5 protein-coding genes are annotated in these 15,468 nt (G+C 70.0%); all 5 read left to right on the plus strand.

What is annotated here, in order from left to right:
• The first annotated feature begins 194 nt into the window (after positions 1-194).
• The 5 genes from NR798_RS23370 to NR798_RS23390 all read left to right on the plus strand — a co-directional run bounded on the left by NR798_RS23370 (position 195) and on the right by NR798_RS23390 (position 15,410).
• Entirely contained in the window at positions 195-3,242 is a 3,048-nt protein-coding gene (locus NR798_RS23370) for an SNF2-related protein (protein ID WP_375773697.1), read from the plus strand.
• Between the two features lie 139 nt (positions 3,243-3,381).
• Positions 3,382-7,560, plus strand: a complete 4,179-nt coding sequence (locus NR798_RS23375; protein ID WP_375773698.1) for a protein kinase — start codon at positions 3,382-3,384, stop codon at positions 7,558-7,560.
• A 151-nt stretch (positions 7,561-7,711) separates the two neighbouring features.
• Complete coding sequence (locus NR798_RS23380) at positions 7,712-9,304, plus strand: hypothetical protein (protein ID WP_375773699.1); 1,593 nt, start codon at positions 7,712-7,714, stop codon at positions 9,302-9,304.
• Between the two features lie 88 nt (positions 9,305-9,392).
• Positions 9,393-11,192: a peroxidase family protein gene (locus NR798_RS23385; RefSeq protein WP_375773700.1), complete on the plus strand. Its 1,800-nt coding sequence runs from the start codon at positions 9,393-9,395 to the stop codon at positions 11,190-11,192.
• A 102-nt stretch (positions 11,193-11,294) separates the two neighbouring features.
• Complete coding sequence (locus tag NR798_RS23390; RefSeq protein ID WP_375773701.1) at positions 11,295-15,410, plus strand: protein kinase; 4,116 nt, start codon at positions 11,295-11,297, stop codon at positions 15,408-15,410.
• The last annotated feature ends 58 nt before the right edge of the window (positions 15,411-15,468 follow it).

Consider the following 15,468-nt stretch of genomic DNA (forward strand, 5'->3'; position numbering starts at 1 on the left):
ATGCCCCACAGCACAACCGCCCTGAGGTGACGGGCAGTATTCATGGTTCTCATTTTTCAGAGGCTAGGAGCGCCAACCGGGGGACGATAGAAAAGGACAGGGCGTGACAGGTTGGCCTGCGCTGTGCGGAACACCCTCCCGGACCGGATGCCTTTTTTGCGCGGGGCCCTCCGTGGGGATAGGGAAGGGGTCTGATGTCTCTGACCGCGGAGCTACTCGATGCCGTCCGGGAGGAAGCGCGCCCGGACACCTGGTCCGCCGGCATGGGCCTCGCCCGCGCCGGTGCCGTCTCGGTGCAGTCCGTCGGTGAGGAAGAGGCCGTACTGCGGGTGCGCGCCACCGGCCGGCCCGCCCCCCTCACCACTGTCCTCTACCCGGAGGACGAGATCTGGGAGTGTGACTGCCGCGGCCGCGTGGACCCCTGCGAGCACGTGGTTGCCGCCGCCATCGTCCTCCACCACTCGGTGACCCAGCGCGCCCCCGCCGCTCAGCGCGCTCCCGCTCCCGCTCCCGCGCGGCCCGTGCCGTCCCGGCCCGCTCCCGCCCAGGCCAACACGGTCCAGGCCAGCCCGCGCCCGGGTGCCACTCCGAACGCGCCGAAGCCCGAGCGCATGGTGTACCGCTTCAAGCGCGTGGATGGAGGGCTCCAGCTCGAGCGTCTCCTGGTGCGTCCGGACAACACCGCGCGGCTGCTGGCGCGCAGTCTGGCGTCGGTGCTGACCAATCCCGTGGAGGCGGCCCGGATCCAGGTGGAGCCGTGCGATCTGCTCGCGGACAAGCTGCTGCTCAAGCCCACGCGGGGCGCGCTTCCACCCGAGCGGCTCGAGGCGCTCCTGCGCGTCCTGGAGCCCGCGCGCACCGTCATCTTCGACGGCGCGCTGGTGTCCGTCTCGAGTGAGCCCGTCCTTCCCCGCGTCACCGTGGAGGACCGCGGCGAGCAGACGGTGGTCAAGATCGAGAAGGACCCGCGCATCTCCGAGTTGGTGTGCCCCGGCATCGTGGTGTGCGGCGGCACGCTCTGCCGGCTTGGCGAGCAGGGGCTCACCGGTACGAGGTTGGAGAGCCTGCCTCAGGAGCGCGTCTTCTCTCCCGAGCAGATGGGGGACCTCACCGGGAAGATGCTGCCGGACCTCGCGCGGCGCATGCCGGTGAACGTGAAGAGCCAGCGGCTGCCGCCCATCGACCGCACGCTCCAGCCGCGCATCTCCCTGGACCTCAACCAGCTGGACTCCGGCCTCTCGGTGCTGCCCACGCTGGTGTATGGCTCGCCGCCCACGGTGCGCATCGACAACGGGCGCATGGTGTACCTCGAGGGCGCGGTGCCCGTGCGCGACGAGGGCGCCGAGCAGAAGCTCATCCACCAACTGCGCGACGAGCTGAACATGGTGCCCGGCCGGCGCGTGACGGTGCAGGGCAAGGACGCGGTGCAGCTCGCCGATAAGCTGCGGCGCTGGCGCGGCGGCCTCACCGGAGACGCGGCGCGCGTGGTGAGCCCCAACGTGAAGCTGCGCCCCATGCTCTCGGTGGAGGCGGGCGCCACGCAGGCCGGTGTGCCCCAGGTGGGCTTCTCGCTCGACTTCCAGGTGGAGGGGATGCCGGGCGCGCCGCGCTCGGTGGACGCGGCGGCGGTGATGCGTGCGTGGGAGGAGGGGCTGGGCCTGGTGCCGCTGGAGGGCGGCGGATGGGCGCCGCTGCCCACCGCGTGGCTCAAGTCGCACGGCCAGCGCGTGGCGGATCTGCTGGCCGCGCGCGGCAAGGACGGGCGGCTCGCCAACCACGCCATCCCGCAGCTCACCGGCCTGTGCGACGCGCTGGAGCATCCACCCCCGCCCGGGCTCGAGCGGCTGGCGCCCCTGGTGCAGGGCTTCGAGAAGCTGCCGGACGTGCAGCTCCCCAAGGATCTCACCGCGACGCCTCGCCCCTACCAGCTCCAGGGCATCAGCTGGCTGACCTTCCTGCGGCAGGCGGGCCTCGGCGGCGTGCTCGCGGACGACATGGGTCTCGGCAAGACGCTGCAGACCATCTGCGTCCTGGGGCCGGGCACCCTGGTGGTGGCTCCCACGAGCGTGCTGCCCAACTGGGAGGCGGAGGTGAAGCGCTTCCGTCCCTCGCTGAAGGTCTCCGTCTACCACGGCCCCGGCCGCACCCTGGACGAGACGGCCGACGTGACGCTCACCACCTACGCGCTGCTGCGCCTGGACGCGGCGGTGCTCGGCGCCAAGGCGTGGGACACGGTGGTGCTGGACGAGGCCCAGGCCATCAAGAACCCGGACAGCCAGGTGGCGCGCGCGGCGTACGGCCTGCAGGCCTCCTTCCGGGTGGCCCTGAGCGGCACTCCCATCGAGAACCGGCTCGAGGAGCTGTGGAGCCTCATGCACTTCACCAACCAGGGGCTGCTCGGGGGGCGCAAGGAGTTCGAGGAGCGGTGGTCACGGCCCGTCTCGGACAACCAGAAGGGCGCGGCCGAGCTGCTGCGCGCGCGTATCCGTCCCTTCGTGTTGCGCAGACTCAAGCGGGACGTGGCGCCCGAGCTGCCGCCGCGCACCGAGTCCGTGCTGCACGTCACCCTCAACGAGCGGGAGCGCGCCGTCTATGACGCGGTGTACGCCGCCACGCGCGAGGAGGTGGTGTCGCAGCTGGAGGAGGGCGGCAGCGTGCTGAAGGCGCTGGAGGCCCTGCTGCGGCTGCGGCAGGCGGCGTGCCATCCCGCGCTCGTGCCGGGACAGCAGGCGCAGACGTCCTCCAAGGTGCAGGCCCTGCTCGAGGCGATTGGCACCGCGGTGGAGGAGGGGCACAAGGCGCTCGTCTTCTCGCAGTGGACGTCCATGTTGGATCTCATCGAGCCGGCGCTGCGCGAGGCAGGCATCGGCTTCATCCGGCTGGACGGCGGCACGTCCAACCGCGGCGCCGTGGCCGCGTCGTTCCAGGATCCGAAGGGCCCTCCCGTGATGCTCATCTCCCTCAAGGCGGGCGCCACGGGGCTCAACCTCACGGCGGCGGACCACGTCTTCCTCGTGGATCCGTGGTGGAACCCGTCCGTGGAGGCGCAGGCCGCGGACCGCGCGCACCGCATCGGCCAGCAGCAGCCGGTGATGGTGTACCGGCTGGTGTCCCAGGGCACGGTGGAGGAGAAGATCCTCACCCTGCAGGAGAAGAAGCGCGCGCTCTTCGAGTCCGCGCTCGGGGGCGCCTCCGGGGCCGCGGCCATCACGCGGGCGGACCTCATGCAGCTGCTCGACTGACCAGGCGGGCCGCTGCCAGGCCGTACCGGTACACGGGGATGAATCCGCGCAACGTGACATCCGATTCACAGCATTCATAGCTTCCTTGCTGGAGCGCTCTCCCGGGTGCGGAATGCCTGGGAATGCGCTGGGGGCTCGAATGCGCAAGGAATCCAGTCACGAAGGCGGCACCCTCGCTCCTCTCACGAGCGGGTACGTCGTCCTATCGGGGAACTCGGATTTCGATGACTCCTTCCTGAAGGAGCTCCTCGTGTTGCAGCCGCTGCCTCGAATGCCGCTGCTCGGGGAGCGGCTCGGCGGCAAGGACGGCTCGCGCTTCGAGATCCGCAAGCTGCTGGGGCGGGGGGGCATGGGACAGGTGTTCCGGGCCTGGGACGAGGAGCTGCAGCGCATCGTCGCGCTCAAGTTCCTCCTGCCCCGCCGGGGCCTCAGCCGCCTGGCGCTCCAGGAGGCCCGGGCCATCGCCCGGCTGGATCACGAGAACATCATCCGCATCTTCGACGTGGCCGAGTGGAGCAGCGGCCCCGGGGAGACGCCGGTTCCCTTCCTCGTCATGGAGTGCCTGGAGGGAGACTCGCTGGCCGGCATGCTCGAGCAGCAGCTGCCCGGGCTGCGGCGCGCGATGGAGATCCTGGACGCTATCGCCGCGGGCCTCTCCCACGCCCACGAGCGCGACATCATCCACCGCGATCTCAAGCCCAGCAACGTCTTCATCTCCCCCCAGGGCGTGGTGAAGCTGCTCGACTTCGGGCTGGCCCACCTGATCGCCAATGATCTCTCCGGGATGCCCCAGCGGCTGCTCGTCGCCGGAACACCGGCGTACATGGCCCCGGAGCAATGGCGGGGCGAGCCGCAGGACGAGCGCACCGACATCTGGGCCGCGGGAATGGTGCTCTTCGAGATGCTCACCGGGAGGCTCCCCTTCCAGGAGGCCGGCCCCCGGGAGCTGCGCGCGCGGGTGAGCTCGGGCGAGTCCATGCCCTCGGTGCGCGAGTTCCGCCCGGAGATCCCCCGGAAGGTGGACGGGCTGCTGGCCACGGCGCTGGCCAAGGAGCCGGCCATGCGCTTCCAGACGGCCCTGGAGCTGCGCGAGGAGCTGCACGAGCTGGAGTCGCTGTTCGCCTCCGAGGCCCGGTCCCGAGCGGCGCGGCCTTCCTCCACCGAGTCCCAGCACCGCCAGGTGACGCTGGTGTCCTGCAGGCTCACCGGCCTCTCGGGCCTCACCGGCAGTGACTCCGGTGAACCGCTCGATGCCGATGACCTGGGCGAGCTGGAGACACTCTTCCAGCAGTGCTGCACGGAGATCATCCGGCGGCACGGAGGGGGTCCGCTCCAGTACGTGGGATGCGGAGGGATCGCGTGCTTCGGGTGCAATCAGGTGCGCGAGGACGACTCGGAGCGCGCGGTGCAGGCGGGACTGCACCTCGTCAGGAACCTGCCAGTGGCCTTGCGGCGCAAGCTGCCGTACCTGCCTTCCACGCTGGCCGTGAGCGTGGGCATCCGGACGGACAGGGTGGTGCTGCAGGACGTCTCGGCGGACCCCTGGGAGCGCACAGCGGCTCCGCGAGGAGAGGCCCCCAGCATGGCCGCCTGGCTCTCGCGCCAGTCGGGGCCGGGCGAGGTGGTGATCAGCGACACGACCTGGCGGCTGGTGCGTGGCGGGTTCGTCACCGAGCCGCTCGGGACGCGCGTCTTCGATGGGCTCGCCGGGAGCGTCCGCATCGCGGTCCACCGCGTGCTGCGCGAGCGGCCGGCCGCCACCCGGATCGAGCAGGCGCTCGCCGCGAGCGGGCTCACGCCGCTGGTGGGGCGCAAGCACGAGCTGGACCGGCTGTTGGAGCTGTGGGAGTGGGCCCGGCGAGGGCAGGGGGCGTCCGTGCTGATTCAGGGAGAGGCCGGGATTGGCAAGTCCCGCCTCATCCTCGAGCTGCGGCAGCATGTCCTTCCGGAGGCGGTCACGTGGATCCCCATCCAGTGCTGGTCCCGGTTCAACGCCCGCTCCCATTCGGTGGTCATCGAGCTGCTCCAGGACACGGTCCACCTGTCCCAGGGTGCCTCCCCCGAGCGGCAGTTGAAGGAGTTGGAGGAGCAACTGGGGACGCGGGGCGTTCCGGCCGAGCAGGCACAGCTGATTGGCCAGCTCCTGGCCCTGCCCCTGCCCGAGGGCTCTCCGCTCCAGCTGCTCACCCCCGAGCGCCGCAGGGACCTGGCCTTCGAGGCGCTGCGCAACCTGTTGCTGCAGCGGACCCGGGAGCGGCCGGTGCTCGTCACCGTCGAGGATCTGCACTGGGCGTATTCCGCCCACCTGGAGTTTCTGAGCTACGCGCTGGACTCCATCGAGCGGGAGCGGCTGCTGGTCGTCCTCAGCGCTCGTCCGGAGTTCCGGCCACCGTGGAGCCGGCATCCCTGGGACCACCAGCTCCCCCTGGAGCGCCTGGGGACGTGTCAGGCCTCGACGTTGGTGAAGGAGGCCGGGGGCAAGGAGCTGCCGGCCGGGATGGTCCAGCAACTGGTGAGCCGCACGGACGGCATTCCGCTCTTCATCGAGGAGATGACACGGATGGTGCTGGAGCGGGCCTCCGCCGGTGGCACGCCGGAGAGCCTGCCGCACTCCATTCCCATCACCCTGCATGAGCTGCTGCTGGCCCGGTTGGACACGCTGCCCTCGCGCCAGAAGGGACTGGCCCAGCTGTGCGCCGTGGTGGGCCGTGGCTTCACCGTCGCCTTCCTCGCGACCCTGGTGGAGCATGGCGACGCGGTGCTCCAGCGTGAATTGTCCGGACTGGTGGACGCGGGGCTGCTCCAGGCGCAACAAGAGCCGGGCGCGCCCGGGTACGAGTTCCGGCATGCGCTCATCCAGGATGCCGCCTACCAGTCCCTGTCGCGGGGCGTGCGGCGTCAGTACCACCTGCGCATCGCGAAGGCCCTGGCGGAGCACTCCCCCCAGGAGGTCCAGGATCGGCCCGAGGTGCTCGCGCACCACTACACGGAGGCGGGGGAGCTCGTGCCGGCCCTCCACTACTGGACCCAGGCCGGGCGGCAGGCGGCCCTGCAATCGGCCCATCAGGACGCGATGGGGTATCTCTCCCGGGCGCTGGAGCTGTTGCAGCGTCTGCCGGACTCCGACGAGCGCCGCCGCCAGGAGCTGCAGATCCAGGTCGCGCTGGGCATTCCCCTGGTGCAGGTGCGCGGCTACCTCGCCCCCGAGGTGGAGCGCACGTTCGCCCGGGTGCGCGAGCTCTTCTACCAGATGGGCGAGGTGCTGCCCCGGCTGGAGCTGGCGTACTGGGGCATCTACTCCTACCACTTCGCACGAGGGGAATATGCGCTCGCGCACGAGCTGGCCGAATGGCTGGTGGCGGTGGGCGGGCGGCAGCACGACCCGGAGCTGCTCGCCCAGGGGTACCGGATGATGGCCACCGATCTCTTCTTCTGGGGCCAGCTCCGTGAGTCCCTGGAGCACTTCGAGCATGCGATGGCCCTCTCGCACTTCGACCTGGAGCACCACCGGGAGCTGTCGCTGCGGCACTGGGCCAATCCGCTGACGACGGCGCTGGCCCACAGCTCCATCGTCCTCTCGATGCTCGGCGAGCCGGCTCGCTCCCGGCAGCGCGCCTGGGAATCCCTGGAGCTGGCCCGGCGCATTGGCCACCCCCACACCATCGCCTACGCGCTGACGTATTCGGCCGTGGCCAGTCAGTTCCGCAGGGACGTGCACCTGGCCTTGAAATGGGCGGACGAGGCCATCGCCATCTCCAGCGAGCGCGGTTTCTGGTTGTGGAACTCCTGGTCGAGGGTCATCCGGCTCTGGGCCCTGTCCGAGCTGGGCCGGCCCGAGGACTACCTCGAGGAGCTGAAGCAGGCCATCGAGCGCTGGTTGGCTCGGGGCGTCCGGGCGGGCATGCCCTACAACTGCTCGGTGCTCGCGGAGTTCCACTGGAAGCTGGGGCAGGTGGAGGAGGGGCTGCTGGCGATCCATCAGGGACTGGAGTGGGCGGACACGACGGGGGAGCGCGGCTGCGAGGCCGAGCTCCATCGGCTGAGGGGAGAGCTCCTGCGGTCCGGGGGAAGGGTGCTCGAGGCGAAACACAGCTTCCTGCGCGCCATCGCCGTGGCCCGCTCGCAGGCGGCCGGCCTCTTCGAGCTGCGCGCCACGGTGGGCCTGGGGCGCATGCTTGGGGAGCTGGGCAAGCCGGCGCTGACCCGGCGGCTCCTCACGAGGCTGCTCGATCGGCTCGGTTGGGAAGGGGACTCGCCCGACTTCCAGGAGGCGCGCGCGCTGCTGGAGCAGGAAGCGAGCCCCGCTCGGCTCTCCTGAGCGCCCGCCCCAGGAGGCTCCTCCCGCTCCTCGTCACATCCAGGACCGTTCCTCTCCTTCTCAATGGGTGCGCATTACATCGGGGCCCACCCTCCCAATCACTCACATCTTGTATGTCTTCCGGCCTCCGCCGGGAGAAGGAGACGCGTGTATGCGGTTCATCGACTCTTCCAGACAGCTCATCGCGAAGAAGCTCTGGCAGTCCCGGCGGTCCCTCTGGAATGGGTGGACGAAGACCAAGTTCAGCATGAACCGGGTGGTGCGGATCCCCGTTCCACGGGAGGCCGGGAGGAGGCTCGAGACGATCAGCCTCAAGAGCCTGCTGGGGGAGATTCCCGTCAGGAAGGTCCGCGTCGCCCAGTGGCTTCCCGAGGACGAGGTCTCCTGGCGCGTGTGGCGCTCGTGGCCCGCCTTCCGCTCGTGGGTGAGGCAGCGCATCTACTGGTTCCAGGACAAGGTACTGCAACGCTGGCTCCCTCCCACGCAGAAGGGACTGCCCCCCATCGACGCGGATCCCTGGAAGGCGATGGGCACGGCCTGCACCCCGGGCCACCGCAAGCTGTTCAAGGACCCCGAGCTGCCCGCGGAGTACACCGGCGACGTCGATCTCGCGCGCCTGGCCGTGGCGAGCCCCTATGCCTGCTATCTGGAGAAGGCCTCGCACGACAGCTACCAGTGGGACTTCCGCAAGCTCGGAGACTACGAGCACAAGGACGGGCTGCATTCCCTGGGCGTTCGTGTCCTGTTCGAAATGGACGGTGAGCGGAAGCTCCAGGTGGTGCGGATCGAATCCGAGCTGGGCAGCTCCAGGCCGGGAGACTCCCAGTGGGAGCTGTCACGCAAGCTCGCGCTGTGCGCGGCCACGACGCACATGTCGCTGGTGCGCCACCTCAACTGGGTCCACCTCACCGGAGGCTCCGCGGCCGCCATCGCGACCCGCAACGGCCTCCCCGCCGACCACCCCGTGCGCCGGCTGCTCTGGCCTCACGTGTATGGGACGCAGGACAGCAACCTGCTCGCCATCAAGAGCCAGCTCACCCCGGGCGGCGACTACGGGGACCTCTTCAGCTTCAAGTACCCGGAGATGTGCAGGCTGCTCGATGACACCCACGACCAGTTCGACATCTCCCGGTTCGATCCCCAGGAGGACGCCCGGCAGCGCGGCCTCCTGGAGCTGGAGGGGAAGGGCCTCGCCATGCCGGTCCTGGACAACCGCCGGGCGCTCTTCAACGTGATGCACGCGTATGCGGAGCGCTACCTGGAGCTGTATTACACGGACGACGGGCTCCGCCGGGACGAGGACTTCGGCCGCTGGCTGGGTGAGCTGGACTCGCTCCTTCCCAACGGGACGAGGCGGTTGATCGGCGGCAATCCCACCGTCTCGAGCGCGGCCCGGCTGATCGCCGCGATCATCTACCTCGAGTCCGTGGAGCACGAGTCCCTCGGCACTGGCCTGTGGAACTACCAGCTCTGGCCGCATGTCCAGCCGGTGCGCGTCTACAAGAACGGCCAGCGCCTGCCCGTGGATGTCTACCAGCGCCTCGTCAACGCCAACTTCATCCTGAACGTGCAGCGCACCTCGCTGCTGGAGGACTTCTCGTACCTGGCGTTGGACAAGGAAGGGGCCGCCGCCATGCGGGCCTTCCAGGACGAGCTCCAGGCCCTGCAGTGCCGGATGGGGCGGCAGCCCCCGGCCCTCTGGCGGATCGAGCCGGGCATCCTCGAGGCCAACATCAACGCCTGAACCCATCCCCTTTTCGCGCAAGCGGTCTCCGGCTTCCCACCGCAAGCCGGGCCGTCCCATCCATCCGCGGTGGAGTCAGGGCAGTGCCATGCAACCCCATACCCCCATCCCCCTCAAGACGCGTCTGCTGACCCCCGCGCTAGAGCGCCTCTCGAAGCACAGGGCCTGGCACAAGCAGCCCACCACCCTCGCCGTCATGTCGCTCTGGGCGCTGCGCAACCGCCTGCGCTGGCAGAATCTGCACAGCACCTCGGCGCTGCGGCCCCAGGAGCCCGTGGGCGTGAATGATGGGCGTGCTCCCCTCCGTTGGCGGAGCCTGGATGGCACGAGGACCGACCTCGAGAACCCGCTGATGGGGGCGAAGGGGCGGCGCTTCGGCCGCAACTTCGATCCGGGAGCGCTCATCCCGGAGACCAAGCAAACGACCCTGCTCAAGCCCTGTCCTCGCGAGGTCAGCCGCCTCCTGCTGGCGCGCGACGTCTTCAAACCCGCCACGACGCTCAACCTGCTCGCCGCGGCGTGGATCCAGTTCCAGGTCCATGACTGGTTCGAGCACGCCACGGATGAGGATCGGCGCAACGATCACACCATTCCCGTCCCGGAGCACGACACCTGGCACGAGCGGCAGATGCGCGTGCCCCGCACGTTGCCCTCCGCGCCTGGCATCCCGGGCAGGGTTCCACCTGCCTTCGACAACCAGGGGACCCATTGGTGGGACGCCTCACAGCTCTACGGCGACTCCCCGAAGCAATCCCACCAGTTCCGCTCCCACGTGGACGGCAAGCTCCACATCGGAGCGGATCGGCTCCTGCCGCTCGATGCCAAGGGCATCGACCTCACCGGCTCGACCGTGGGCTGGTGGGTGGGCCTGAGCATGCTCCACACCCTGTTCACCCTGGAGCACAACGCCATCTGTGAGCGCCTGAAGAAGGTCAATCCCTCCCTGACGGACGAGCAGCTCTACCAGCACGCGCGGCTCGTCAACTGCGCGCTCATGGCGAAGATCCACACCGTGGAGTGGACTCCGGCGATCCTCGGCCACCCGGCCCTGGAGATCGCGATGAACTCGAACTGGACGGGGCTCGCCACCCAGAAGGTGTCCCGGCTGTTGAAGCTGGCCGTCAAGGATTCGGAGACGCAGCACGGCATTCTCGGCTCACCGACGGATCACTTCGGTGTGGACTTCGCGCTGACGGAGGAGTTCGCGTCCGTCTACCGCATGCACCCGCTGATCCCCGACAAGGTCCCCCTGCGCTCCCTGGCGGATCCCCGCTACCTGCGGATGAAGCCGATCCACGAGCTGGCGGGTGCCAGGGCGCGGACGGCCCAGCGGGAGAGCTCGATGGAGGATCTGTTCTTCTCCTTTGGCATGACCCACCCGGGGGCCCTCACCCTGCACAACTATCCCGACTTCCTGCGCAACCACGCGCTGCCGGACGGCGCGGCGGAGCGCATCGATCTGGCCACCATCGACATCCTGAGGGATCGGGAGCGGGGCGTGCCCCGGTACAACGACTTCCGGGAGGCGTTGCGCACACCCCGCTTGAGATCCTTCGCCCAGCTCACCTCGAACAAGACCTGGCAGCAGCAGTTGCAGAAGGTCTACGGGGACATGGACCGCGTGGATCTGATGGTGGGCCTCTACGCCGAGCAGCCTCCCCAGGGCTTCGGCTTCAGCGACACGGCGTTCCGCATCTTCCTGCTCATGGCCTCGCGCCGCCTGAAGAGCGACCGGTTCTTCACCACGGCGTACACCAATGAGTACTACACCGAGGCGGGCCGCCAGTGGGTCAGCGACAACACGATGCGCACCGTCCTGCTGCGGCACTACCCCGCGCTGGAGCCGGTGATCGGCGGGCTGAAGAACCTGTTCGCGCCCTGGAAGTGAGCGGGCGGGAGAGGGGTGGGCCCGCCGAGGTGCCTCGGCGGGCCCGGTGGTTCGTGCTCCGGCGGATTCATAACTTCAGGGGAGCAGGCTGGGAGCGCCATCATGTCCAGCGAGTCAATCGGGGAGGGCCCGCAGTCCTGCCCGGCCCTGAGCCAGGGAGAAGAGTCCGGGTTGTCGAGCTTCGAGCGCGAGCTGCTGCGCGAGCTGGTGCTGGCGGACGCGCCTCCCCGCCTGCCGGTGCCCGGGGAATGGTTGGGGGGAAAGGAAGGGCGGCGGTTCGAGGTCCTGCGGGAGCTGGGGCACGGGGCCATGGGGTGGGTATTCCGCGCCCGGGACGAGGAGCTGCAGCGCGAGGTGGCGCTCAAGTTCCTCATGCCCCGCGGGAAGTTCATCGAGGAGGCCCTGCGCGAGGCCCGGGCGATTGCCCGGCTGTCGCACGAGCACATCGTCCGCATCTTCGACGTGGGCGAGTGGAGCGACAGGCCGGGAGCCACCCGGTTGCCCTTCCTGGTGATGGAGTGCCTGGAGGGCGAGTCGCTCGCGGCGGTGTTGCAGCGGGAGGGGCGGCTGGAGCCGAGGCGTGCGTTGGAGATCCTCGACGCCATCCTCGCGGGCCTGGCCCATGCGCATGAGCAGCGCGTCATCCATCGCGATCTCAAGCCCACCAATGTCTTCATCACCCGGGACGGGACGCCGAAGCTGCTGGACTTCGGACTGGCGTGGTTCACGGTGTCGGCCCTGCCGCATGCGCCGCACCTGCCCACCGCCGGGACGCCGGGCTACATGGCGCCGGAGCAGTGGCGGGGCGAGGCGCAGGACGTGCGCACGGATCTCTGGGCCGCGGGCATGGTGTTGTACGAGATGCTCACCGGCACGTTGCCGTACCCGCATGTGTCGCTCCATGAGCTGAAGGCGCGGGTGACGTCCGCGGAGCCCATGCCGCAGGCGCGCGCCGTGCGCCCGGAGCTGCGCCGGGAGGTGGACGCCTTGTTGGCGATGGCCCTGGCCAAGGAGCCCGGCCGGCGCTTTCCCACCGCGCGGGACATGCGGGAGGAGCTGCACGAGGTGCAGGTGCGGCTCGGCTTCGTGCACGAGCCTCCGAAGGCCCTGGAGCCCCAGCGCCGGCAGGTGACGCTGGTGTGCTGTCAGCTTACGGGCCAGACGGGGACCCTGACGCAGCTCGACTCGGAGGATCTCGGCGAGCTCCAGACGGCCTTCCACCAGGCCTGCAAGGAGCTGCTTCCCCGGCATGGGGGCTCGCTCCTGATGAGCATGGGCGGGGAGGTGCTGGCGTGCTTCGGCTGTCTGCGGACGCGGGAGGATGACTCGGAGCGCGCGGTGCGGACGGCGCTGCTCCTGGCCCGGTTGCTCCCGGAAGGCCTGCGCCAGAAGCTGCCGCACCTGCGCGGAGGCGGGCTCTCCGTGCGGCTGGGGGTCCGTACGGATCGGGTGATTCTGGAGGAGCACTCCGTCCAGGGCGAGGGGCCTCGGGTGGCCTCCTGGCTGGCGCGGCAGGCCGGGCCCGGTGGCGTCGCCATCGGCGACACGACGTGGCGGCTGGTGCGGGGACTCTTCGAGACCGAGCCGCTGGGGGCTCGCACCTTCGAGGGGCTGTCGGGGTCCACGCACCTAGAGGTCCATCGGGTGAGGGGAGCGCGGGCGGTGGCCTCCCGGTTCGATCGGTCGCTGGCCGCCCGGGGACACCGGCCGATGGTGGGCCGGGAGCGCGAGCTGCGGCGGCTGCTGGAGCGGTGGGAGGAAGCCCGGAGCGGGCAGGGGAGCTTCGTGCTCGTCCAGGGCGAGGCGGGCATTGGCAAGTCCCTGCTCCTCCAGTCACTGCGCGAGCGGGTGGCTCCAGAGGCCACCGTGCCGATGCCGCTCCAGTGCTGGCCCCGCTTCAGCGCGGGCTCGCTGCAACCGCCGAGCGCCATCCTCACGCAGCTGCTCCGGCTGTCACCGGAGGGCACGCCGGCCCAGCACCTGGCGGAGATGGTGGCGCGGTTGGGCGCGCTCGGCCTGAGCGAGGAGCAGGCACACCTCATCGGCCTGTTCGTCGGCCTTCCCGTGCCGGCGGGCTCTCCGGTGCACGTGCTCGCGCCCGAGTGGCGCAAGGAGCGCGCCCTCGAGGCGTTGGTGGAGCTGCTGCGGCGCATGGCGCGGGAGCGTCCGCTGCTCTTCACCGTCGAGGATCTGCAATGGGCCGACTCCTTCCGGCTGGAACTGCTGGGCGCGCTGCTTGGCGCCGTCAGCAAGGAGCCCATCCTCGTGGCGCTCAGCGCGCGTCCGGAGTTCCAACCGCCCTGGCCGGCCAGGCCCTGGTTCCACCCGCTCGGGTTGGAGCGGTTGCCGGCCGGGTCCTCCGCGGCCCTGGTGAAGGAAGTGACGCTCGGCAGGGAGCTGCCCGCGGAGCTGCTGCAGGAGCTGGTGCGCAAGACGGATGGGGTCCCGCTCTTCATCGAGGAGATGACGCGCATGGTGCTGGAGCGGGCGGACTCCAGCGCCGCCGGGCCCCGGGCGCTTCCGCCCTCCATCCCGGAGACGCTGCACGAGCTGCTGCTGGCGAGGTTGGATCTGCTGCCCTCGCGCCAGAAGGCGCTGGCCCAGCTGTGCGCGGTGGTGGGGAGGGATCTCTCCCTGGCGTTGCTCGTGAAGCTCACGGGGCGGGACGAGACCGGGCTGCGGTGGGTGCTCGCGAGGCTGGAGGACGCGGGCCTTTTACAGGCGCAGCCGGGAGCGGGCGGGCCCGTGTTCCAGTTCCGGCACGTGTTGATCCAGGAGGCGGCCTGCCAGTCCCTGTCCCGGCGCGAGCGGCGGCGCTACCACCGGCACGTCGCCCAGGTGCTGGAGGAGCAGTTCCCCGGGGTGGCGGCGACGAGGCCCGAGGTGCTCGCGCATCATCACGCCGAGGCCGGGGAGCCCGAGCGCGCCATTCCCTACTGGGCCGGGGCCGGGCAGCTCGCCAGCATGAAGGCCGACCACCCGGAGGCGGTGCGCTATCTCTCCACGGCCCTGGAGGTGCTGCGCGCCCAGCCCGAGTCCAGCCAGCGCAACCAGCAGGAGCTGCAGCTGTTGATGGCGATGGGGCTTCCGCTGATGCAGACGCGGGGGCTCCGGGCGCCCGAGGTGCAGCAGGCGGATGATCGCGTGCGGCAGCTCATCCGGGAGCAGGGCGAGTCGATGCCCGTCAGCGAGCTGGCCTACTGGGAGCCCTTCATCAGCTATGCGCGGGCGGACTTCCACCTGCGGCACAAGCTGGCCCGGCATCTCGTGGGACTCGGCCGCGGCCAGCACCGCCCCCAGTTGCTCGCCCTGGGCCACCGGATGATGGCCACCAATTTTCTCATGTGGGGACGGATGCGGGTGGCCCGCGCGCACATCGAGCGTTCGGTGGCCTGCGTGGAGTCGGATGTCGAGCAGAATCTAGCGATCGCTACGCGCTATGGGATCAGCCCGACGGTGGGTGTGCTGAATGTGGCTTCCATCATCTTCTCCGCGATCGGTGAGCCGGAGAAGGCGCAGCGCTATAGCCGGGAAGCCCAGGAGTATGCCGAGCGGATCGGCCATCCGCACACCTTGGCCTATGCGTTGACCTACGCGGCTGTGACCTGCCAGATCCGGAGGGAAGTCGAGGAGGCGCTCAAGCTGGCGACTCGGGTACAGGAGCTCTCCCGCAGGCATGACTTCTGGGTCTGGCTCTCCTGGTCGGCGGTCACCCGGGGCTGGGCCTTGTGCATGTTGGGACAGGAGCAGGAGGGGATCGCACTGTTGCGCGACGCCATCGAGCGCTGGCGGGCGATGGGGCTGCGGGCCGGCATGCCCTATAGTTTCATCCTGCTCGCGGAGGCCGAGCTGAAGCGGGGACAGGTGCGCAAGGGCCTGTCCGCCATCCTGGAAGCGCTGGCCTGGGAGGAGACGACGGGAGAGCTGTCCTACGGGGTCGAGCTGCACCGCCTCTACGCGGAGCTGCTGCGCGCCTGGGGCCGCGAGGACGACGCCCGCTACAGCCTGCTGCGCGCCATCCACCTGGCCCGCGAGCAGGGCTCGGGCCTCTTCGAGCTGCGCGCGGCGGTGAGCCTGGCCCGGCTGCTGCGCGACACGGGCCGGCCCCTCATGGCCCGGCGCCTCCTCGAGACGACCTCCCAGCGGCTCGAGCTGCACCGCCACGACTCGCCGGACGTCCGGGCCGCGAGGTCATTGCTCCAACAACTCGCCACCTGAGCATTGGTAACTTCTTGGAAAACGCGTAAAAAAGGAACCCCCCGATTTCAGGAGGCGG

Source organism: Archangium gephyra, assembly GCF_042230915.1.
Taxonomy (GTDB): Bacteria; Myxococcota; Myxococcia; order Myxococcales; family Myxococcaceae; genus Archangium; species Archangium gephyra_B.